Consider the following 20,952-nt stretch of genomic DNA (forward strand, 5'->3'; position numbering starts at 1 on the left):
TTCCAGGGCAGCACGCCCAGTGTCGGTCGCCCAGTAAGGGCCGCAAACTGCTCCAGCCCCGCCTTCAGCAGTTCGTGCGCATCCCGGAACTTGTTGATGATGAACACCGCGACAAGGGCCTGATCCGCTTCTTCCAGCAGCGCGACCGTCCCGATCAAGGACGCGAAGACCACACCGCGGTCAATATCACCGCCGACCCCCACCGGAAGGTCGGGCGCCCGCGCCACCCCCATGTCCACACTGCCGCCGCCCCCCACGTTGCTCTCCACCGGACCACCCCCGCCCCCCCACCGCCCGCCCGGCCGAGGCCGCCCGCTGGACACACGCCGCCCGAGGCCGTCCGCCCGCCGTGGGGTTTTACTCTTGTGACCCGGCCGCCGGCTGGACGAGGCGGGTGCCTGCCTGTTTGTGGCTGCAGGGGCGTGCGTGGGCGAGTCGCCTGCTTGGTTGGGGAAGTCTTACTTGGGGGCGTCCTGGGGGTCGGTCTGCTCGTGTGGGGTGACGATTACGCCTAGGTCGGCGAGGACTGGGTGTGTTGTTGGGTCTAGGACGTGGTCTGCTGCGGTGACCGCGTTGATGTCCTCCGTCGCCGCGCGGCCGGCGATCTGGCCCGCGACCACGGGCGTTGCGAAGGATGTTCCGCTCCAGGTTGCGTAGCCCTGGAATTGGTCGGGGTCGAGGCCTCGGACCGGTGGGCGCGTTCCGTCGAACGAGACGAATGTGCTGGCTACGCCGACGCCCTGCGCGCATGCGTCCACCCACCAGCCGTGGTTGGAGAACCAGGCGCGGTCGCCGCCGTCCAGTGCCGCGACGCCGATGACCGGTTTCATCGCGGCGGGCCAGAAGGGACGGTCGGTCGCCGCGTTGCCCGCGCACGCCACCACGACCGTCCGGCGGCCGAGCGCGGCGACCGCTCGCGCGAGTACCGGGGACGGACGGTCGTTGTAGGTGTGGCAGCCGAGGGAGATGTTGACGATGTCCGCGCGGCCCCAGTCGGCGAGCCAGTGCAGCCCGCGGATCACGTCCAGTTCGTCGCCGACGCCGTCGCCGCCGATGACCTGGCGGGCCCGCAGCCTCGCCGCCGGCGCCTGGGTCAGGACGATGCCCGCGATGAACGTCCCGTGCCCGGCCTGGGCGTCCAGTTCGAAGTCGAGATCGGCGTCCAGTACCTCCGTGACCTCCGCACGCTGCTCGCGGTACCAGTCGGTTTCGGCGTACCAGGGGTGCGGCGACAGACCTGTGTCCAGGATCGCGACCGTCACGTCCCGCCGGGCCCGCGCTGCCTGAGGTGGGGGCAGGGGCGCGGCCGGACGGGGCAAGTCTGCGGGCCCGCTCCACCACATCGGCTGGCCGAGGACGAGGTGGTTCGGGGACGCGCTCAGCCGCCGGGACCGGGCGTCCGTCGAGAGGAAGGCGGCGAGTTCGCACACGTCCACCCTCGCGGGGGCGCGCAGCCGCAGCCGGGTGACGCCGCGCTCGTCCTCGCGCGAGTCGAACCAGCGCCGGACGAGGTCCTCGGCGGCGCCGGCGTCCGGGCCGGCGACCAGGATCTGGTCCCGGCGGATCAGCGCCGGACGTCCCGGCAGCGGCTCCACCACCGCGGCGTCGGGGTGGCGCGCGAGTACCCGGTCGAGCCGCGCCTGCTGATCGAACATCGGTCCTCGCTCTCGCCCGCGACCCCCGCGCTCATAGTGCCTGATCGGCGACGTTCCGTCACCGGGGAGGGGTGTGGCCGGCTTGCGCGCTTTCGCCTGCCCGCCGGCGTCCGAGCCCCTAGTCTTGGCGCGCAGGCCCGGTGAACGACGTGCATCGCATGGTCAAGCGTTCAATAAACAACGGTTCCCCGGTGGTGCGAGACGGGCCGATGATGCACAATGAGGGACGCGGACGCCGACTTGGGACGTACGAGGCCGTAGGGGAAGACGAGCCTCGGTACAGATCCAGGAGGTCCGGTGACCGCACGTGGCGTCTTCTACGTCCACTCCGCGCCGCCTGCGCTGAGCCCGCACATCGAGTGGGCCGCCGCAGGTGTTCTAGGTGTGCCCGTTTCCCTTGAGTGGGCGGATCAGGCGGCCGCGCCGGGAACGCTGCGCGCCGAACTGCATTGGGAGGGCAGGCCGGGCACCGCCGCCGGCATCACCTCCGCGCTGCGAAATTGGAAGCTCGTGCGGTTCGAGGCGACCGAGGACCCGACGCCCGGCACCGACGGCGTCCGGTTCAGCTTCACCCCGTCCCTCGGCGTCTTCTCCGGTGTCATCGGGGCCAACGGCGACATCCTCGTCCCCGAGGACCGGCTCCGCTCCGTCATGGCCAACGCCGCCGTCGGCAAGACGACGCTGGAGCACGAGCTCGACCGCCTCCTCGGCACCCCGTGGGACAACGAGTTGGAGCCCTTCCGCAGGGCCGGCGACGGCGCCCCCGTCCGCTGGCTGCACGCCGCCGTCTGAGCCCCGTTCGCCCGCCGGCCCCGGCGGCCCGGAGCGTGCCCGCCCCGCAACGAGTGCGCCCCGCCCGCCCAGCCGACGACGAACGGCTCAGCATCTGGACGGCCCGGCCTCTGGACCGTCCAACAGCTGGACGGTCCGGCAGCCGGAGGGCCCAACGCCTGGACGGCCTGGCAGCCGGATGGGCCTGGCGCGGATGGCTGGGCGGCGGATGTCCCGGATGGCTCGGTGTGGTCTCGGGCACCCGTTACGCACGAGGACGGCCCGGCGAGCGGAAAGCTCGCCGGGCCGTCCTCGTGCGTGGGTCAGAGGGCGCGCTGGAACGCGACCGAGACGTTGTGGCCGCCGAAGCCGAACGAGTTGTTCAGCGCCGCGGCGGGCCCGTCGGAGATCTTGCGCGGCTCGTCCCGGACGATGTCCAGGTCGGCCTCGTCGTCGAGGTCCTCCAGGTTGGCGACGAAGGGGATGAGGCCCTCCTTCAGCGCGAGGACGGTGAAGACCGACTCCAGCGCCCCGGCGCCGCCGAGCAGGTGCCCGGTCATCGACTTGGTGGCGGTGACGACGACCTGCCGGGCGGCGTCCTCGCCGAGGCCCGCCTTGATGGAGGCGAGTTCGGCGACGTCGCCGGCCGGGGTCGAGGTGGCGTGCGCGTTGATGTGCACGATGTCGGACGGTTCCAGCCCGGCGTCCTTGAGGGCGCGCTGCATCGCCTTGGCCTGCCCCGCGCCGCTCGGGTCGGGCAGCACGATGTCGTAGGCGTCGCCGGAGTAGCCGGCGCCGGCCGCGATGCCGTGGATGTGCGCGCCGCGGGCGCGGGCGTGCTCCTCCGACTCCAGGATCAGCACCGCGGCGCCCTCGCCGAGCACGAACCCGTCGCGGTTCTTGTCGTAGGGCCGGGACGCGCGCTCCGGTGCGTCGTTGCGGGTCGACATGGCGCGCATGGCGCCGAACGACGCCATCTGCAGCGGGTGTATGCACGACTCGGTGCCGCCGCAGATCACCACGTCGGCGCGGCCCGCGCGGATCATGTCGATGGCGTAGCCGACGGCCTCGCCGCTGGACGCGCAGGCGCTGACCAGGGCGTGCGAGCCGGCCATCGCGCCGAACTCGATGCCGACGTGCCCGGACGCGCCGTTCGGCATCAGCATCGGGACGGTGAACGGCGAGACCCGCGACCAGCCCTTCTCCTTGAACACGTCGTAGCTGTTGAGGGCGGTGTGCAGGCCGCCGATGCCGCTGGAGAACACGACGCCGAGGCGCTCGCCGTCCACGGTGTAGCCGCCGTCCACGCCGGCCTTCTCCATGCCCTTCTGCGGCTTGCCGCCCTCGGCCGGCGCGAACCCGGCGTGCGCCCACGCCTCGCGCGCGGAGATGAGCGCGATCGCCTGGTTGCGGTCGAGGCGGCGCATCGACTGGCGCGGGATGACCTCGTCCGGCTGGACCTTCAGCGTCGCGGCGAACCGGACCGGCAGGTCCTCGACGCCCTCCCAGTCCAGGGGGCGGACCCCGGACTCTCCGGCGAGCAGGGCGGACCAGGTCGACGGCAGGTCTCCGCCGAGAGGGGTCGTTGCACCGAGACCGGTCACCACGACTCTGGTCTGGCTCTTGCTCATAGTGGGTGCTCCTTGCGGACTGTGAGGGGTGAACGGAAGGCGCGCCGCCTCCGGCCGGGACGGCGGCGCGCCTTCCCCGCGTTGCTAGCTCTTGGCCGTGGTCTGCAGGTTCTGGACGAAGTTGATGACGTCCTTGACGGTCTTCAGGTTGCGCAGCTCGTCGTCGGGGATCTCGACGCCGAACTGGTCCTGCGCGGCCACCGCGATCTCCACCATCGACAGCGAGTCGATGTCGAGGTCGTCGATGAAGTTCTTCTCGGGGGTCACCTCGGACTTGTCGATGCCGACGATGTCGTCGATGATCTCTGCGAGGCCGTCCAGGATCTGCTGTTCGGTGGCGACTTCTGCCATGGTTCTGCGTTCTCCTTCGGTGGGTTGGTCCAGAGCCTGCGAGCGGCGTGACGGCCTACGGGATCTGGATGACTTGGGCAGCGTAGGACAGCCCGGCGCCGAATCCGACCAGCAGGGCCGGGGCACCGGACGGCACGTCGCCGCGTTCGATCATGCGGGACATCGCCAGCGGGATCGAGGCGCCGGAGGTGTTGCCCGAGTGGACGATGTCGTCGGCCACGACGGCGTTGGTCGCCTTCACCTTGCGGGCGATGGCGTCGATGATCCGCAGGTTGGCCTGGTGCGGGACGATGGCGGCGAGGTCCTCGGGCTTGACGCCGGCGCGCTCGCACGCCTCCAGTGCGACGGGCGCGATGGCGGTGGTGGCCCAGCGGAACACCGACTGGCCCTCCTGCCGGATGGACGCGTGCCGGTCATCAATGATGATCTTGTCGTACTTGTCGCCGGCGCTGCCCCACACGCCCGGGCCGATGCCGGCGGACTCGCTGCCGGCCACGACCGCGGCGCCCGCACCGTCCGCGAAGATGATGCAGGTGGAGCGGTCGGTCCAGTCGATCCACTGGGACATCTTCTCCGAGCCGATCACCAGCACGTTGCGGGCGCTGCCGGCCCGGACCGCGGCGCTGGCGGTGGCGAGCGCGTAGCAGAACCCGGCGCACGCGGCGTTCAGGTCGAAGGCGCCCGGCGCGTCGATGCCGAGGCGGTGCGCGACCTGCGGGGCGTGGCCCGGCATCGGCGACTCCGCCGAGCAGGTCGCGAGGATCACCAGGTCGATGTCGGACGGGGCGAGCCCGCTGCCCGCGAGGGCCTTGGCGCCCGCGTGCACGCCCAGCTCGACGATGCCCTCGTCGTCGCCGGCGATGCGCCGCTCGGCGATGCCGACGCGGCTGCGGATCCACTCGTCGTTGGTGTCGACCGTCTGGGCTATCTCGTCGTTGGTGACGACACGGGACGGGCGGTAGTCGCCGAACGCCAGGATGCGGGAGCCGGCGGTCATCTCGGGGATCTGCAGCGCGGCGGTCATGACGCGTCCGCCTTGATCAGCTCGCGGGCCTTGTCCAGGTCGGCGGGGGTCTTCAGGGCCACCAGGTCGATTCCCTTCAGCTCGCGGCGGGCGAGGCCGGTGAGCGTCCCGGCGGGCGGCAGCTCGATGATCCCGGTGACGCCGAGGTCCCGCATCGCGGCCATGCACGCGTCCCAGCGGACGGGCGCGCTGACCTGGTCGACGAGGCGTCCGACGAAGTCCCGGCCGTCCGCGACGACGGCGCCGTCGCGGTTCTGCAGCAGCTTCGGGCGCGGGTCGGCGACGGGGGCGCCGGGCGCGAGCCGGCGGAGCGTCGCGACGGCGGGCTCCATGTGCTCGGTGTGGAACGCGCCCGCGACCGACAGCGTGCGGAGCCGCGCCTTGGCGGGCGGCTCGTCGGCGAACTTCGCGAGCTGGTCCATCGTCCCGGCGGCGACGATCTGGCCGGCGCCGTTGACGTTCGCGGGGGTGAGCCCGTGCTTGTCGATGGAGGCGAGGACCTCGTCGGGCTCGCCGCCGAGCACGGCGGTCATCCCGGTCTCGGTGACGGCGGCGGCCTCGGCCATCGCCCGGCCCCGCTCCCGGACGAGCACCAGCGCGGCCTCCGGCGTCAGCACCCCGGCGATCGCGGCGGCGGCCAGCTCGCCGACGCTGTGGCCGGCGACGGCGTCCGGGACCGTGTCCTCGTAGAGCACCTCGTAGGCGGCGAGCGCGGCGGCGACCAGCAGCGGCTGCGCCACGGCGGTGTCGCGGATCTCCTCGGCGTCGGCCTCCGTGCCGTACCTGACCAGGTCGAGCCCCGTGACCGCCGACCACCACGCGAGACGGTCGGCGACTCCGGGTATCTCTAGCCATGGCTGCAGGAAGCCGGGGGTCTGAGCGCCCTGGCCGGGCGATGCGAGGAGTATCACAGCGTCCAGCCTGCCGTTAATGCCCGCTGGTCTCGATACCGATCACGACGAAGTTTGGTCAGCGGGCTTTGTACGACCTCTACAAGGTATGGCTCAGCGATTCTGGAAACGGCCCAGGACGAGGGCTATGCGGAGGGTGAAGGCGTTGCGTCCGTCGGTGGGCGCGAGCCCGGTCAGCTCGGTGACGCGGCGCAGGCGGTACCGGACGGTGTTGGGGTGGACGAACAGCAGCCGCGCGGTGGCCTCCAGCGACGACCCCTGTTCGAGGTACGTGGTGAGCGTGTCGAGGAGGGGTGCGCCGGCGGCGAGCATGGGGTTGTAGACGCTCTCCACCAGGTAGCCGCGCGCGTCGTCGTCGCCGTCCAAGGCACGTTCGGGCAGCAGTTCCGTGGCCGGGACGGGACGGGGCGCGTCGGGCCATCCGGCGGCGGCGCGGAGGCCCGCGACGGCGGCCTGGGCGGAATGGGTGGAATCGTAGAGGTCTGGGACCTGCGGGCCGACGACGACGGGCCCGGGACCGCATTTGGCGGCGATGGGACGGGCCGCCTCCATGGGGTCGGTGTCGCCGCCCACGATGACGATGACGCGGCGCCCTTGGACGCCGGCCAGCACGTCGGCGCGCGCACGCCGCGCGGCCACCTGCATCTGGTCGATGGTGACCTCGGGCTCCTCGTCCTCTGGGGTGAACCCCGCGATGACGGTGACGGGCTTGGACGTCCAGCCGAGGGCGGCGGCCCAGGAGTGCATGCCGTCATCGACCTCACCGCGGAGGACCGCGTTGACGACGAGGGCCTCCAGCCGTGCGTCCCATGCGGCGCGCGTCTCGGCGGCGCGCGCGTAGACCTGGGCGGCGCCGAACGCCACGTCCCGCGTGTAGCGGAGGATGGCCTCGCGGAGCTGGGCCTCGCCGCCGGGCGCGGCCAGCTCGTCCAGCCGGGTCTCCACCACCTCGATGATGACGCGGACCATGTCGATGGTGTGGTGCAGCTTGATGGAGCGCAGCAGCTCGCGGGGCGCGGTGCCGAACACCTCGCCGGCGATGGCCGGGCGCGTCTTCTCGTTGTTCTTGAACCACTCGACGAACGCGGCGATGCCCGCCTGCGCGACGAGACCGATCCAGGAGCGCTGGTCGGCCGGCATGCGCCGGAACCAGGGGAGCTGCTCCTCCATGCTCGTCAGGGCCGCGGTGCCGAACGTCCCCATCGCCTTCTCCAGGCGCTGGGTGGTCTGCTCGCGGATTGCGGTCTCGTTCGCGGTGTCCACCACCCCAGGGTGCCACCACCGCGGCCATGAGCCGTCCCCAGGTGGGTAACGGGGTCAGCCCGGACTTACCTCGGAGACATGCCCGAGTGCGATGTCGGTGAGGTTGCGCAGGGACGTCGAGCCGGGGGCGAGGTAGTCGCTGTGGCCGCCGGATCCGGCGTCGAAGACCCGCGCGCCGAAGTCGGGGGACACCGGGTCGGGGCCGAGCCCGAGCCCGAAGATGCGCACGTGGGGGACGTCCTCCATCCAGTCGGTCGTCCCTCGTCCCGCCCAGACCCGGGCGGTGTCGCTCAGCTTGGCGGCCGACCATGCCGTCGTGCCGGGACTGCCGTACAGGGCGATGTCGGTGACCTGGCGCCAGGCGGCGCTGTCGGGGCCGTCCAATGCCGCACGGCCGCACACCACCGAACCGTAGCTGTGGCACAGCAGACCCACGGTCGCGGCAGGGTTCACCCGATGCAGGCCCTTGAGGAAGTGGCGCAGCTTCCCGGCGCCTTCGGACGCCCTGTCGTCGGTGAGGACGTCACTGCTGAACGTCTTGGGCGCCGCGTACCCGAGCCAGGCGACGACGGCCAGCCCAGGGTTCGGCGACATGGAGCGGGCCTGCGCGTAGACGGCGCGGGCGCCGCCGCCCGGGGTCGACCACGGCTTGCCGCCCCGCTTGTCGAACGCGGACAGCGTCGTGTCGGCGCCCGGGACGAGGATCGCGATCCGCCGCGCCCTGGTGATGTCGCCGACGACCTCGATGGCCCGTCCGCCGCCGCGCGGGTCGAAGTAGAGGAAGCGGCGGCCGGGCTGGAGGAACGCGCCGAGCGCCTTGCCGCGGTCCACGTCGCCGACGTCCTGCGCCGTCTGCAGCGCCTTCTCGATCGCCCGGCGTTCGGTGGCGTACCGGACGTCCAGCGTCGAGGGCGCCATCGTGGGGACGGGGACGGGCGCCGCGTACGGGTCGGCGTGCCCGGTGCCGGCCGTCGTCAGCATGATCACGCCGATGGACGCGGCCGCGGCGAGGAGCCGCCGCGGCCGCCGGGAGCGCGGCGCCCTGGCGGGCGTGCCCGGCATGCTTCGGTACGGCGGCATCCTGCGTATCTCTACCATCCAAGATCTTTACGCGGGCGGGACGGCCCGCGTTCGAACCGGCCGGCCAGGACCGTGATCACGGTCAGCGCGGCCGCGCAGACGGCCAGCCACGGAAGGCGCGTCAGGATCCATTCCGGGCCGCCGGGTGCGGAGTGCACTCCCTGCAGGCTACCCAACGTGAGCAGTGTCACCGTGGTGACGCCCATCAGCGCGGTCTGGTGCCACAGGAAGACCGTCATCGCGGACCGGCCGAATCGCCCGACCGCCGACCGCACCCGGGCGTGTCGCGTCCAGCGGGTGAGGGGACGGTGCAGCAGCACTGCGAGGCCCGTCTGCGCGAGCCCGAACGCAACCGCGGCGAGCGTCGGCGGGCTGAGGTTGGACACCGCCGCGCCCGGCACACCGACCATGCTCGCCGGATACCCGGCGAAAAGGACCAGCAGTGCCGTCGTGGTCGCGCCGCCGCCCAGCAGGACGAGCCCGGACCGCCTGCGCAGCCCACCGTCCGCCCAGCCGAGCCCCAGGTAGAACGGCAGGACCCAAGCGGTGAGGACGGTCGCCCAGCCCGTCCAGCCGGGCGCGCCGAGCGCGAAGCGTCCGAGGTCGATTACGGCGGTCGCAGCGACAAGGACGGCAGCACCCCAAAGCCCGAACCGCTCCCAGGCGGCCGCGATCATCGGCGTGAACGCCGTCAGCACCACGTACACGCACAGGAACCACAGCGGGCTGAGCACCAGCTCGACCATCGTCCGGATGGTCCCCGCCGAGAACCCGGCCCACCACAGCGCCGCCGTGACCGGAACCCAGACGAGGCCCAGAACGGGCAACGGCCGCGCGAACCGCGTCAGGCGCCGCCGCATCAGCGAAGCCCACGCCTCGCCGGGCCGCCGCGCCTTAGCCGCCGAGTAACCCCCAACCAGAAAGAACACCGCAAGCGTCTGAAAAACCCAAGGAATCGGAGCAAGCTCCGGCATCGCCTTCAACGGACTGGTCACGTGCAGGCGCCCGGGCCCGGCCGAAACGAACGCCGTGACCAGCCAGTGGCCGAGGACGACCCCAAGAATCGCGAACACCCGCAACGCGTCCACCGCATGATCACGCTGGGCCGCGTCCCCGACCCGCCGCCCGATCCCCGCCAACGACCCAACCCGCACCACCTCGGCCCGCACTGTCTTGGCCCGCACTGTCTTGGCCCGCGCAGCCTCGGCCCGCAGCACTTCGGCCTGCGTTGTCTCGGCCTGTGCTGTCTTGGCTCGTGCTGTCCCGGCTCGCGTTGACTTGGGCTGGATTGACTTGGCCTGGGGTGCCTTGGCCCTGGGTGCGGGGAGCGGCCGATCATCAGCGGCGGGCTCACCTCCGGGGGGTGTTGCAGGCGGCGGCGTCTCGGGTGGTTGGGCCCTGCGCTGTTCGGTGTCAGGCACGGGTGACCTCCGCGGGGTGGCCGAGGGCGATCTTGGTGAGGTTGCGGAGCGCGAGCGAACCGGGCTTGAGGTAGGCGCTGTGCGGGCCGGAGCCCGCGTCGAAGCGGAGGGCGCCGAAGGCGGGGGAGGCGGGGTCCGCGCCGAAGCCCAGGCCGCCGAAGCGGAGGTTCGGGACGAAGCGCATCCAGTCGCCCTTGGCGCGGGCCGCCCATACGCGTGCGGACGTTCCCAGGTCGGCGGCCTTGTCCACGGTGGTGCCGGGGCTGCCGAAGAGGGCGATGTCGTCTACCGGCAGTGCGGCTACGCGGCGGGCGGCCTTTGCGCAGACCACGGAACCGTAGCTGTGGCATAGCAGGGCGAAGCGGGCGTGTCCGTTGACGTGGTGGACGCCGGTCAGGAGGCGTTGGAGGCTGCGGGCGCCGTCCTCTGCGTTGTCGTCCGTCAGGGCGGCGGTGCTCAGCATGGAGGGCGAGTCGTAGCCGAGCCAGGCGATCACGGCTAGGCGGGCGCCGGCGTGGGCCTCGCGGTAGAGGGCGCGGCTGTCGCCGCCGACGAACTTGGGGGAGTCGTAGTTGGTCAGCTTGTTGTCCGCACCGGGCACGAGGACGGCGATCCGGTCGGCGTGCTCTAGGTCGCCGATGACTTCGACGGTTCGTCCCTTGCCGCGTGGGTCGAATGCCAGGAATCGCCTGCCGGGCGTCAAGAACGCTTGCAGCGCTTGTGTCCGGTCCTCGTCGTGGAGGTGTTCTGCCGTTGCCAGGGCGCGCCCGATATCGCGGTCGGCGGCCTGGTACCGGGTGTCGAGGGTGGTGGACGACAGTGCGGGCACCGGCGCCGGCGCGGCGTACGGGTCGGCGGTCCTCGCAGCTGGGGCCGCCGCGCCGACCGCGAGCAGTGAGACGGCGGCGACGGTCTTGCGGGCACGCGGCATCCGCTGCGTCCTTCCTGGTCAGTGGTTTGCGGCACTGACCAGGAAGCTAGAAACCGAACGGCATATCGGAGATCAACCGGCAGAGTGAACTTGCGGAGTGCGACCTGAGTCCGATGTCTCGCGCGCAGGTATCAGTCGCCGGGGCGGACGAGCCCCACCTCGTAGGCGTAGACGATCGCCTGCGGGCGGTCCCGGAGGCCCAGCTTCATCAGGATCCGCCCGAAATGCGTCTTGACGGTCTGCTCGGCGACGACGAGCTTCCCGGCGATCTCCCCGTTGGACAGGCCCCGCGCCACCAGCGCCAAGACCTCCGTCTCCCGCTCGGTCAGCTCGTCCAGCCGCTTGCGGGATGGTGCGCGCGGCCCGCCGAGCCGGGAGAACTCCGCGATCAGCCGGCGGGTGACCGACGGGGACAGCAGCGCGTCGCCCGCCGCCACGATCCGCACCGCGTCGGACAGCTCGGTCGCGGACGCGTCCTTCAGCAGGAACCCGCTGGCCCCCGCCCGCAGCGCCGCGTAGACGTATTCGTCCAGGTCGAACGTGGTGAGCATGAGGATCTTCGGCGCGCCGTCGCCCGCGCCGTCCAGGATCCGGCGGGTGGCCTCCAGACCGTCCAGGACGGGCATGCGGACGTCCATCAGCACCACGTCGGGACGCAGTTCGGCGACGCGGCGCACGCCCTCCTCGCCGTTGACGGCCTCGCCGGCGACCTCGATGTCCGGCTGGGCGTTCAGCAGCACGCCGAACCCGGCGCGCACCATGCCCTGGTCGTCGATGATCACGACGCGGATCGTCACGTCGTCTCCCGGGCCTGCACCGGCAGCGTGGCGGTCACGGCGAATCTTCCCTCGGGGGTGGGACGGGCGGTCAGCTCACCGCCCAGCGCGGTGGCCCGCTCCCGCATCCCGAGCAGCCCGTGGCCGCCGCCCGGCAGCGGCGGGCGCGGCACCTGCCCGCCGCCCGGCGGGCCGTTGACCACGCCCAGCCATACGATGCCACCATCCTGGGAAACCTGGACGTCCACCCGCGAACCGGGCGCGTGCCGCATCGCGTTGCTCAGCGCCTCCTGCAGGATCCGGTACGCGGTGAGGCCGACGCCCGGCGGCAGCCCGGCGAGATTGCCGTCCAGCCGCGCCTCGACCCGCAGGCCCGCGTTCCGCGCGTTGCCGATCAGCTCGTCCAGCCGCTCCAGGCTCGGCTGCGGCGCGATCTCGGCGCCGTCCTCCGCGCGCAGGACGCCGAGGACGCGGCGCAGCTCGGTCAGCGCGTCCAGCGCGGTCGCGCGGATCTCGGCGAGGTCGAGGCGGGTCTCGTCCGGCATGGCGTTCACCTTGTAGGGGGCCGCCTCCGCCTGGATGGCGATCATCGACATGTGGTGCGCGACGACGTCGTGCAGCTCCCGCGCGATCCGCTGCCGCTCGGTCAGCACCGCCTCGGCGTCCTGGTGGCGCCGCTCCTGCTCGGCCAGCTGCCGCCGCGACGTCTGGCGGACGCGGACGGCATAGCCCACCGCCAGCGGCACGAGGAGCAGCAGCGACGCCCCGGGCGCCGAGTCGTCGTCCTTGAGCCACACACCGGCGAACGACAGGATCGCGACGCCCAGCGTGATGTCCCGCGAGCAGCGCACCGTCACCGTGTAGACGCACATGAGCGCGGCGAAGGCGCCGCCCTCGGTGTAGGCGATGTCCGGCGGCCACGGGCTCAGGGCGAGCACCGCCATCGCCGCGAAGCTCATCCGCCAGGCGGCCAGCGGATGCCGGTCGCGCAGCGCAAGCGGCGCGGTCACCAGCACGGCGAGCAGCAGGACCGTGCCGTCCCCGGGATACCCGGACTGCTCGGCGCGCATGGGCTCGCTCAGCATCGAGGCCGTGCCGTTGATCATCAGGATCGTGACGAAGAGCCAGAACAGGTTCGTCACCAGCCCGAACGGCAGCCGCCCGATGCCGAGGAACCGCGTCCACCGCAGCCCCGCCGGCCAGGGCCGGTCCAGCGGCGGCGCGGGCTCGGCGCGGCCCGTCACCAGGGCGGCCAGGATCCCGTTCCGCAGCACCGCGCGCAGCAGATTCGGCGCGTCCTCGGTCTCGTCCCGTGCCATGCCGGTCTTGTTCCCGGTCGTCCCGGTCTCGTCCTCGGCCGTCCTGATCTCGACCCCGGTCATCTCGGTCTTGTCCCCGGCCATGACGACCAGGCTAGAGACCGGACGGCCGCGCCGGATGCGACCATGGTGGGACACGTCGCGTAATACCTGGGTACGGTGCGAGGCGTGGAGCCCGTCGAAGCGCTGCGCCGCATCGCGTTCCTGCTGGAGCGCGCCCACGAGCCGACCTACCGCGTCCGGGCGTTCCGCACGGCCGCCGACCTCGCCGAGCGGACGTCCCCGGACGAACTCGCCGACCGCGCCCGCGACGGCACACTGACCGCCCTGCCCGGCATCGGCAAGGTCACCGCGCTGGTGATCGAGGAGGCGCTGCGCGGCGGGACCCCCGTCTACCTGCGCCGCCTGGAGGCGACCGAGGGCGAGCCGCTGGACGAGGCCACGGCCGCGCTGCGCTCCGCGCTCAAGGGCGACCTCCACACCCACAGCGACTGGTCGGACGGCGGCTCACCGATCCTGGAGATGGCCGAGACCGCCCGCGGCCTCGGCCACGAGTACCTCGCGCTGACCGACCACTCGCCGCGCCTGAAGGTGGCGAACGGCCTGTCCGCCGACCGCCTCCGCCGCCAGCTCGACGTCGTCGCGTCGCTGAACGCGGACCTCGCGCCGTTCCGCATCCTCACCGGCATCGAGGTCGACATCCTGGACGATGGCACCCTCGACCAGGACCCCGACCTGCTCGAACGCCTGGACGTCGTCGTCGCCAGCGTCCACTCCAAGCTCCGCATGGACCGCGTCGCCATGACGAAGCGCATGGTCGCCGCGATCGCGAACCCGCGCGTGAACATCCTCGGCCACTGCACGGGACGGATCGTCAAAGCCGGCGGCAAGCGCGGCGGCCTCCGCCCCGAGTCGGAGTTCGACGCCGCCCTCGTCTTCGACGCCTGCGCCGCCTACGACGTCGCCGGCGAGATCAACTCCCGCCCGGAGCGCCTCGACCCGCCCAAACGCCTGCTGCGCCTCGCCGTCGAGGCCGGCTGCCGCTTCTCGATCGACTCCGACGCCCACGCCCCGGGCCAGCTCGACTGGCAGCCCTTCGGCTGCGAACGAGCCGCCCGGTGCGCGGTCCCCGCGTCCCAGATCGTCAACACCCTCCCGGCCGACGACCTCCTCACCTGGACGCGCGCCAAACTCTGACGGCCCTCAGCCGGTGAGGGAGCAGGTGTTGAGGAGGTCGCCGGAGGTGGGGCGGGGGAGCGTGGTGCTCTTTGGTGGGGGTGTGCCGTTCCGCGTCCAGGACTCCAGGGCCGTGAAGGCCGTGCGCATGCAGGGGAGGAGGGGGCGCAGGCGGTTCGGGTAGGTGTCGTAGAGGCCGTCGACGTGGTTGGCGGCCTCCAGGCGGTAGTAGCGGTAGGGGGCCTTTCCGCGGGCGCGGACGAGTTTCGCGTAGACGTCGGAGTCGGTGCTGATCGGCAGGAGCGAGTCGTAGGTTCCCTGGAGGGTGATCAGGGGTTTGCGGATTTTGCCGGTGAGGGAAATGCGGGCCACGGCGCGGTGGACCTTCTTGGGGCGTGCGGCGTAGTTGTAGTCGGCCTCTGAGCCGGTGTAGGCGGGGTCGAATTCTTCGCGGTAGATGCGCTGGGTGAGTTCCCAGTAGACCTGGTCGTGGAATGGCCAGAGGAATTCCGAGCCGGGGGCGAGGCCGGCCTTCAGGAGCGCATTGTGGGCGGACGGGTCGCCGGTGGCCGCGTAGGACGGGTAGGCGCGCAGGATGGCCGGGAGATAGGTGAACAGGTTCGGGCCGTCGGCGCGCCAGAGGGTGCCTTCCGCGTCGATGCCGCCGTCGTACAGGTGCGGGCGGTTCTCCAGTTGCCAGCGGACGAGGTAGCCGCCATTGGAGATTCCGGCTGCATAGGTGCGGCGGGGGGAGTGGCCGTAGCGTTTGCGGACGACCTTCTTGGCGGCGCGGGTGAGCTGGGTGAGACGGTGGTTCCATTCGGCGATGGCGTCGCCGGGGCGGCGGCCGTCCTTGTAGAACTCCAGGCCGCTGTTGCCCTTGTCCGTCGCCGCGTAGGCGTAGCCCTTACCGAGGGCCCAGTCGGAAATGGTGAAGTCGTTGGCGTACTGGCGGCGGTTGCCGGGGGAGCCCGCGACGACGAGGCCGCCGTTCCAGTGGTCGGGCAGGCGGATGACGAATTGCGCGTCGTGGTTCCAGCCGTTGTTGGTGTTGAAGGTCGAGGTGTCCGGGAAATAACCGTCCAGTTGGATGCCCGGGACGCCGGTCGGGTTGCGCGTTCCGGTGGCGTGCAGGCCGGCGAAGTCCGCGGGGACGGTGTGCCCGGACGCGATCGTCCCGGCCGTTGTGAGGTCGTCCAGGCGGGCTTCCACCAGTTTCTCTGCTCCCGGCACCGTGAGCGCGTGTTCTTGCGCGTGTGCCGGTGCGGCCAGGGCGGCGGCGACGGCGCCGGCGGTCAGGACGGTGCGGACGAGCATTCGGCCTCCTCGGGAGGGACGGCGGATCCCCGCTATGGTGAGCGCCCGTTGTGACCGCGACCACGTGGCTCGTCCACATATCAGCGGAACGCGGCATGTGCGAAGGGCCGTGACCTGCACGTGATGTGGGTCACAGCCGTATCGGCGGGTCCGAATGTGGAGGCGGCTCACATGGTCCGGCCCTCGGACGCGACCTAGCGTTCCCGGTCACGGCGGCCCGGTGTGCTCCGGGCCACCTACGACGAACGTGAGGAGGGCGCATGGGCGATCCCGTCCCGGAGGCCCCGGATCTCAAGGCGCCGGTTCTCAAAGCACGGGGCCTGGTGCGGGAGTTCCGCGGCTTCCGCGCCGTGGACGGCGTGGACCTCGACATCGGGGAGGGCTCCGTCCACGCGCTGGTGGGGCCGAACGGCGCCGGCAAGACGACGCTGTTCAACCTGCTGACCGGGTTCCTGAAGCCGACCGAGGGCAGCGTCCGGCTGGGCCGCCACGAGCTGGCCGGCCGGACCCCGGAGCGGATCGCGCGGCTCGGGCTCGCCAGGTCGTTCCAGATCACGAGCCTGTTCGCGGAGCTGACGCCGCGCCAGCACGTGGAGCTGGCGCTGGCCGGGCGGACCGGGCTCGGCTGGCGGTTCTGGCGGTCGGACCGGGCGCTCGGACGCTACGGCGACCGCGCCGCCGAACTGCTCGGCCAGGTCGGCCTCGGCGACCACGCGGACATCGCGGCGGGCGCGCTGGCCTACGGCCGCAAGCGCGCGCTGGAGCTGGCGCTGGCCCTCGCGCTCGACCCCAAGGTGCTGCTGCTGGACGAGCCGACCGCCGGCATGGGCGTCGAGGACGTCGGCCGGACGGTCGACCTCATCAAGAAGGTGCGCGCCGGACGGACGGTGGTGCTGGTCGAGCACAACATGAGCGTCGTCTCCAGCCTCGCCGACCGGGTCACGGTGCTCCAGCACGGCCAGGTCCTCGTCGAAGGCCCCTACGCCGAGATCCGCCACGACCCCCGCGTCGTCACCGCCTACCTCGGAGACTCCAATGCTGCGCATTGACGGGCTGTCCGCCTGGTACGGCGAGGCCCAAGCCTTGCGTGACGTGTCCCTGCACGTCGAGAAGGGCGAAATCGTCACGCTCGTCGGACGCAACGGTGCCGGCAAGACCACGCTCTTGCGCGCCCTGATGGGACTCCACAAGGGGACGTCCGGAACGGTCCGATTCCTGGACGAGGACATCTCCGCCATGAGCCCGCACAAGCGCGCGCGGCGCGGCCTTGGTTACGTCCCGGACGACCGTGGCATCTTCGCCACGCTGTCGGTGGAAGAGAACCTGACGCTCCCGCCAGGCATGGGCCCGGATCCCTGGTCCCTGGAGCGGATCTACGAAACGTTCCCCCGCCTCAAAGAACGGCGCCGGTTCCCCGGGACGAAGCTGTCGGGCGGCGAGCAGCAGATGCTCGCCCTGGCCCGGGTGCTGCGGACGGGTGCCCGGCTGCTGCTGTGCGACGAACCCACCGAGGGTTTGTCGCCCCTGATCGTCCAGCAGATCGGCGAGATCCTCCGCGAGGTCAAGGCCGCGGGCGTGACCGTCCTGCTCATCGAGCAGAACGTGCACTTCGCCGCCACCGTCGCCGACCGCCACCACCTTCTGGCCGAGGGCCGGATCGTCGAGTCCATGGACAACGACGAGGTCCGCGCCCGCGAAGACGAACTCCTCCAGTACCTCGGAATCTAGGGAGAACCCCCATGAAAGTTCTCGGACGTTCGGCCGCGCTCGCGACCGCCGGAGCGCTGCTGGCCGGCTGCGCGGGCGGTCCCGGCGGGGGCGGGGGCAAGATCAGCGACGACAAGATCGTCCTCGCGGTGCTGACCGACCAGTCCGGCGTCTACGCCGACCTGTCGGGCAAGAACGCCGTCGAGGCGGTGAAGATGGCGGTCGCCGACTTCAAGGCGAAATACGGCGACAAGGCGGTCAGCAAGAACATCGAGGTCGTCTCCGCCGACCACCAGAACAAGCCGGAGATCGCCAACTCCAAGGCCCAGGAGCTCTACGACCGGCAGAAGGCCGACCTGATCGTGGACGTCCCGACCTCGTCGGCCGCGCTCGCCGTCGCCAACGTCGCCAAGAGCAAGAAGAAGGTGTTCATCGACGTCGGCGGTGCCACGACCGAGCTGGAAGGCAAGCAGTGCAACAAGTACACCTTCCACTACGGCTACAACAGCTACATGCTCGCCCATGGGACGGGCACTGAGGTCACCAAGGACGGCGCCAAGAACTGGTACATCGTCTACCCCGACTACGCGTTCGGGCAGGACATGGAGAAGACGTTCTCGGCCGCTATCAAGGGCGCCGGCGGGACGGTCGTGAAGAGCGACCCGACGCCGTTCCCGAACGACAACTTCTCCACGTTCCTTCTGAAGGCGCCCAACCTCGACCCCAAGCCGCAGGTGCTCGGCGCCATGCAGGCCGGCGGTGACCTTGTCAACCTGGTGAAGCAGTACAACGAGTACAAGCTCCGCGACAAGGGCGTGGGCCTGGCGGTCGGCCTGATGTTCCTGACCGACATCCACTCCCTCGGCTCGGACGCACTGGACGGGACGTACTTCACCGACTTCTGGTACTGGAACGCCAACGCGGGCAACCGCGCCTGGGCCGACAAGTTCAAGGCCAAGACGGACACCCGCCCGACGGCCGTCCACGCTGGCGACTACTCCGCGGCGCTCCAGTACCTGGAGGCCGTGCAGCGCGGCGGCACCGACAAGTCCGACACCGTGGTCAAGCAGCTCGAAGGCCACAAGGTCAACGACGTGTTCACCTCCACCGGGACGATCCGGGCCGAGGACCACCTGCTCGTCCACGACGCCTACATCGCGCAGGTGAAGCCGTCCAGCGAGGTCAAGGAGCCGTGGGACTACGAGAAGATCGTCAAGACGATCCCGGCGGCGGAGGCGTTCCAGCAGCCCGACGCGGCCTGCAACCTGTGAGGGCCTGACGTGCTGCAACAGGCTTTCAACGGGCTGGTGGGCGGGGCGTTCTACGCCCTGCTCGCCCTCGGCCTGTCCGTCATCTTCGGGATGCTGGGCGTGGTCAACTTCGCGCACGGCGCGTTCTACATGCTCGGCGCGTTCGGGGCGTTCATCGCGCTCGACTCGTTCGGCGTGAACTTCTGGCTGGCGCTGCCGATCGTCCCCGTCGTGATGGGCGTGGTCGGCGTGGTGCTGGAGCGGCTGTTCATCCGCCGGCTGGCGCCCCTGGATCCGCTCTACAACTTCCTGTTCACCTTCGGCCTGGCGCTGATCCTGCAAGACCTGGTCAAACGGCAGTACGGCGTGCAGTCACAGCCGTATCCGCGGCCGTCCGCGCTGGGCGGGTCGGTCAACCTGGGGCTGTTCACCTATCCCGCCTACCAGGTGTTCGTGCTCGCGATGTCGGTGCTGATCTGCGGTGCCGTGTGGGTGGTCCTCACCCGGACGCGCGTCGGGATGATCGTCCGCGCGGCGACCGAGAAGCCCGAACTGTCCCGCGCGCTCGGCATCGACGTCGCCCGCTGGGTGACGCCGGTGTTCGGGTTCGGCATCGCGCTGGCGGCGTTCGCCGGCGTCCTCGCGGCGCCGATGCGGGCGGTCAACCCGCTGATGGGCTCGGATCTGATCATCACGGTGTTCGCGGTCGTCGTGATCGGCGGGCTCGGGTCGGTGTTCGGCTCGGTCGCCGCCGGGTTCGCGGTCGGGCTGGTCTCGGCCCTCGGCAACTACTACGTCCCGTCGCTCTCGCAGACGCTGGTGTTCATCCTCATGGCCGCCGTCCTGCTGTGGCGTCCCGCCGGCCTGTTCGGACGCGAGGAGGCCCTGTGATTGAGGAGACGCAGTGATCCTCTCGAAACTGGCCGGACGGCCGTTTCTGCTGGCCGTGGGGCTCATCGTGGCGCTCGTCCTGCCGTGGTTCATCTACCCGCCGGTCGCGCTGGACATCGTCTGCTGGGCGCTGTTCGCCGCCGCCGTCGACCTGCTGCTCGGTTTCACCGGGCTGCTGTCGTTCGGGCACGCCGCCTTCTGGGGCGGGTCTGCGTACGCCACCGGGTTGATCGCCTTGCACTCTGGGTTGCCATTCCCTGTGGCCGTCCTAGGCGGAGCCGTCTTCGCGGGCGCTCTCGCCGTTCCGATCGGGTTCCTGTCCGTCCGGCTGCGCGGCATCTACTTCGCCATGGTCACCTTGGCCTTCGCCCAGATGGTCTACTTCGTCGCCAATCAGTGGAGGGACGCGACAGGCGGAGAGAACGGCCTCCAAGGCATCCCAAGAGAGTTCTTCGGGGTCGACCTGTCCGACCCGTTCTTCTTCTACTACGCGGCCCTCCCGTTCGTGTTGGCCGGGATGTTCGTGGCCTGGCGCATCGTTCGTTCCCCCTTCGGACGTGTGCTGATGTCCATCCGCGACAACCCGGCCAGGGCGCGGGCACTCGGCTACAGCATCGACCGCTACAAGTTGCTCGCCTTCGTCCTGTCGGCGGCCTTGTCAGGGCTCGCCGGCGGGCTGTTCACCATCGGGCACGGCTTCGCGTCCCTGCAGGGCGTCTACTGGACGACCTCTGGGCAGGCCGTGATGATGGTCGTCCTCGGCGGCATCGGCACCCTGTGGGGTGGCGCCATCGGTGCCGCGCTGATCGTGGAGCTGCACGACTACCTGGCCACGGCCGGGTTCCAGGAGACCGGCATCATCACCGGTGCGATATTCATCATCGTCGTGCTGCTGTTCCGCCGCGGTGTCTGGGGGACCGCGCGCGACGTGATCGCCGCCCGCACGTCCCGCAAGCATCCCGTCCCCGAGCCGGACGACGCGAAGGTGGGCGCCCCGGCCTGAAACCCCGCAGCGTGCCGCTCCCGATCCGGGGGCGGCACGCTGCTGTTTCAGCGGGAGGACGTTTTCAGCGGGAAAGGTGATTCAGCGGGAAAGGCGGTGCAGGCGCAGGGCGAGCTGAAGTTCCAGCGCCCGCTCCGGCGATTGCCAGTCCTCGCCGAGCAGGCGCGCGATGCGGTCGAGGCGCTGGCTCACGGTGTTCACGTGGATGTGCAGGCGTTCCGCCGTCCGCGACAGGCTCCCGCCCATCCCGAAGTACGCCTCCAGGGTCTGGACGAGGGACGTGCCGCGCCGCTCGTCGTAGTCGAGGACGGGCCCGAGCGCGCTCGTGAGGAAGCCCGTCACGTCCCGGTCGTCGCCGATGAGCAGGCCGACGAAGCCGAGTTCGGCCGCGCCGGCGCCGTCGCCGCGGCGGCCGAGGGACAGCAGGGCGTCGGCGCAGCGCTGCGCCTCCCGGTGCGCGGACGCGACGCCCGCC

At 71.2% G+C, this 20,952-nt stretch carries 20 protein-coding genes and 1 pseudogene; 7 read left to right on the forward strand and 14 right to left on the reverse strand.

Going from position 1 to position 20,952, the window contains the following annotated elements; all coding sequences use genetic code 11:
• Both HUX53_RS16160 and HUX53_RS16165 read right to left on the reverse strand, forming a co-directional pair.
• Positions 1-233, reverse strand: a pseudogene (locus HUX53_RS16160) (cobyric acid synthase CobQ); the annotation flags it as partial.
• 225 nt (positions 234-458) lie between these two features.
• Positions 459-1,655, reverse strand: coding sequence for a S8/S53 family peptidase (locus tag HUX53_RS16165; protein WP_176404029.1), 1,197 nt, complete (start codon positions 1,653-1,655; stop codon positions 459-461).
• 297 nt (positions 1,656-1,952) lie between these two features.
• Between HUX53_RS16165 and HUX53_RS16170 the strand changes: the two genes are divergently transcribed.
• Complete coding sequence (locus HUX53_RS16170; RefSeq protein WP_163057090.1) at positions 1,953-2,447, forward strand: DUF3145 domain-containing protein; 495 nt, start codon at positions 1,953-1,955, stop codon at positions 2,445-2,447.
• A 302-nt stretch (positions 2,448-2,749) separates the two neighbouring features.
• Here the strand turns inward: HUX53_RS16170 and HUX53_RS16175 are convergent, their stop codons facing one another.
• The 10 genes from HUX53_RS16175 to HUX53_RS16220 all read right to left on the reverse strand — a co-directional run bounded on the left by HUX53_RS16175 (position 2,750) and on the right by HUX53_RS16220 (position 13,217).
• Positions 2,750-4,057 (reverse strand): beta-ketoacyl synthase, encoded by a 1,308-nt coding sequence (locus tag HUX53_RS16175; protein ID WP_176404030.1) that lies wholly within the window; start codon positions 4,055-4,057, stop codon positions 2,750-2,752.
• Between the two features lie 84 nt (positions 4,058-4,141).
• Positions 4,142-4,408, reverse strand: coding sequence for an acyl carrier protein (locus tag HUX53_RS16180; RefSeq protein WP_131943374.1), 267 nt, complete (start codon positions 4,406-4,408; stop codon positions 4,142-4,144).
• 55 nt (positions 4,409-4,463) lie between these two features.
• On the reverse strand, positions 4,464-5,432 hold the full coding sequence (locus tag HUX53_RS16185) for a beta-ketoacyl-ACP synthase III (protein WP_176404031.1): 969 nt from the start codon (positions 5,430-5,432) through the stop codon (positions 4,464-4,466).
• Positions 5,429-6,343, reverse strand: a complete 915-nt coding sequence (locus tag HUX53_RS16190) for an ACP S-malonyltransferase (RefSeq protein WP_176404032.1) — start codon at positions 6,341-6,343, stop codon at positions 5,429-5,431. Before HUX53_RS16190 ends, HUX53_RS16185 begins: the two co-directional genes overlap by 4 nt.
• 93 nt (positions 6,344-6,436) lie before the next feature.
• Entirely contained in the window at positions 6,437-7,606 is a 1,170-nt protein-coding gene (locus tag HUX53_RS16195; RefSeq protein ID WP_309237260.1) for a helix-turn-helix domain-containing protein, read from the reverse strand.
• Between the two features lie 54 nt (positions 7,607-7,660).
• Positions 7,661-8,686, reverse strand: coding sequence for an alpha/beta hydrolase (locus HUX53_RS16200; RefSeq protein WP_176404033.1), 1,026 nt, complete (start codon positions 8,684-8,686; stop codon positions 7,661-7,663).
• 11 nt (positions 8,687-8,697) lie between these two features.
• Positions 8,698-9,825: an acyltransferase gene (locus HUX53_RS16205; protein WP_176404034.1), complete on the reverse strand. Its 1,128-nt coding sequence runs from the start codon at positions 9,823-9,825 to the stop codon at positions 8,698-8,700.
• Between the two features lie 274 nt (positions 9,826-10,099).
• A complete protein-coding gene (locus HUX53_RS16210; RefSeq protein WP_176404035.1) occupies positions 10,100-11,038 on the reverse strand; it encodes an alpha/beta hydrolase in 939 nt (312 codons plus the stop codon).
• 131 nt (positions 11,039-11,169) lie between these two features.
• The gene (locus tag HUX53_RS16215) at positions 11,170-11,835 is read right to left on the reverse strand and encodes a response regulator transcription factor (protein ID WP_176404036.1); all 666 of its coding nucleotides are present in this window, start codon (positions 11,833-11,835) and stop codon (positions 11,170-11,172) included.
• Complete coding sequence (locus HUX53_RS16220; RefSeq protein WP_255205311.1) at positions 11,832-13,217, reverse strand: sensor histidine kinase; 1,386 nt, start codon at positions 13,215-13,217, stop codon at positions 11,832-11,834. Before HUX53_RS16220 ends, HUX53_RS16215 begins: the two co-directional genes overlap by 4 nt.
• A gap of 84 nt (positions 13,218-13,301) precedes the next feature.
• Here HUX53_RS16220 and HUX53_RS16225 point away from each other — a divergent pair, with 84 nt between their 5' ends.
• Complete coding sequence (locus HUX53_RS16225; protein WP_309237261.1) at positions 13,302-14,330, forward strand: PHP domain-containing protein; 1,029 nt, start codon at positions 13,302-13,304, stop codon at positions 14,328-14,330.
• 6 nt (positions 14,331-14,336) lie between these two features.
• On the opposite strand, the gene HUX53_RS16230 is transcribed toward HUX53_RS16225, so the two are convergent.
• Positions 14,337-15,626 carry a tannase/feruloyl esterase family alpha/beta hydrolase gene (locus tag HUX53_RS16230; RefSeq protein ID WP_176404038.1) on the reverse strand — a complete coding sequence of 430 codons (1,290 nt, stop codon included), beginning with the start codon at positions 15,624-15,626 and terminating at the stop codon, positions 14,337-14,339.
• A 260-nt stretch (positions 15,627-15,886) separates the two neighbouring features.
• On the opposite strand from HUX53_RS16230, the gene HUX53_RS16235 reads away from it, so the two are divergent.
• From HUX53_RS16235 to HUX53_RS16255, 5 genes are read left to right on the forward strand one after another with little or no spacing between them, the layout of a single operon-like run.
• Complete coding sequence (locus HUX53_RS16235; RefSeq protein WP_176404039.1) at positions 15,887-16,675, forward strand: ABC transporter ATP-binding protein; 789 nt, start codon at positions 15,887-15,889, stop codon at positions 16,673-16,675.
• Positions 16,662-17,354, forward strand: coding sequence for an ABC transporter ATP-binding protein (locus tag HUX53_RS16240; protein WP_176404040.1), 693 nt, complete (start codon positions 16,662-16,664; stop codon positions 17,352-17,354). The genes HUX53_RS16235 and HUX53_RS16240 overlap by 14 nt, the downstream gene beginning before the upstream one ends.
• A gap of 11 nt (positions 17,355-17,365) precedes the next feature.
• Positions 17,366-18,604 carry an ABC transporter substrate-binding protein gene (locus HUX53_RS16245; RefSeq protein WP_176404041.1) on the forward strand — a complete coding sequence of 413 codons (1,239 nt, stop codon included), beginning with the start codon at positions 17,366-17,368 and terminating at the stop codon, positions 18,602-18,604.
• A gap of 9 nt (positions 18,605-18,613) precedes the next feature.
• Positions 18,614-19,474 carry a branched-chain amino acid ABC transporter permease gene (locus tag HUX53_RS16250; protein ID WP_176404042.1) on the forward strand — a complete coding sequence of 287 codons (861 nt, stop codon included), beginning with the start codon at positions 18,614-18,616 and terminating at the stop codon, positions 19,472-19,474.
• Between the two features lie 13 nt (positions 19,475-19,487).
• On the forward strand, positions 19,488-20,477 hold the full coding sequence (locus HUX53_RS16255) for a branched-chain amino acid ABC transporter permease (protein WP_176404043.1): 990 nt from the start codon (positions 19,488-19,490) through the stop codon (positions 20,475-20,477).
• A gap of 81 nt (positions 20,478-20,558) precedes the next feature.
• Here HUX53_RS16255 and HUX53_RS16260 read toward each other — a convergent pair.
• Positions 20,559-20,952 (reverse strand): CdaR family transcriptional regulator (locus HUX53_RS16260; protein WP_176404044.1); only part of this gene is annotated, 394 nt, incomplete at its 5' end.

This window comes from Actinomadura sp. BRA 177, from assembly GCF_013372625.1.
Classification (GTDB): Bacteria; Actinomycetota; Actinomycetes; order Streptosporangiales; family Streptosporangiaceae; genus Spirillospora.

Coding starts and splice junctions, on each gene's coding strand:
- HUX53_RS16165 (WP_176404029.1), bottom strand. CDS start 1,655: ATGTTCGATCAGCAGGCGCGGCTCGACCGGGTACTCGCGCGCCACCCC.
- HUX53_RS16175 (WP_176404030.1), bottom strand. CDS start 4,057: ATGAGCAAGAGCCAGACCAGAGTCGTGGTGACCGGTCTCGGTGCAACG.
- HUX53_RS16180 (WP_131943374.1), bottom strand. CDS start 4,408: ATGGCAGAAGTCGCCACCGAACAGCAGATCCTGGACGGCCTCGCAGAG.
- HUX53_RS16185 (WP_176404031.1), bottom strand. CDS start 5,432: ATGACCGCCGCGCTGCAGATCCCCGAGATGACCGCCGGCTCCCGCATC.
- HUX53_RS16200 (WP_176404033.1), bottom strand. CDS start 8,686: ATGCCGCCGTACCGAAGCATGCCGGGCACGCCCGCCAGGGCGCCGCGC.
- HUX53_RS16210 (WP_176404035.1), bottom strand. CDS start 11,038: ATGCCGCGTGCCCGCAAGACCGTCGCCGCCGTCTCACTGCTCGCGGTC.
- HUX53_RS16220 (WP_255205311.1), bottom strand. CDS start 13,217: ATGGCCGGGGACAAGACCGAGATGACCGGGGTCGAGATCAGGACGGCC.
- HUX53_RS16230 (WP_176404038.1), bottom strand. CDS start 15,626: ATGCTCGTCCGCACCGTCCTGACCGCCGGCGCCGTCGCCGCCGCCCTG.
- HUX53_RS16235 (WP_176404039.1), top strand. CDS start 15,887: ATGGGCGATCCCGTCCCGGAGGCCCCGGATCTCAAGGCGCCGGTTCTC.
- HUX53_RS16240 (WP_176404040.1), top strand. CDS start 16,662: ATGCTGCGCATTGACGGGCTGTCCGCCTGGTACGGCGAGGCCCAAGCC.
- HUX53_RS16245 (WP_176404041.1), top strand. CDS start 17,366: ATGAAAGTTCTCGGACGTTCGGCCGCGCTCGCGACCGCCGGAGCGCTG.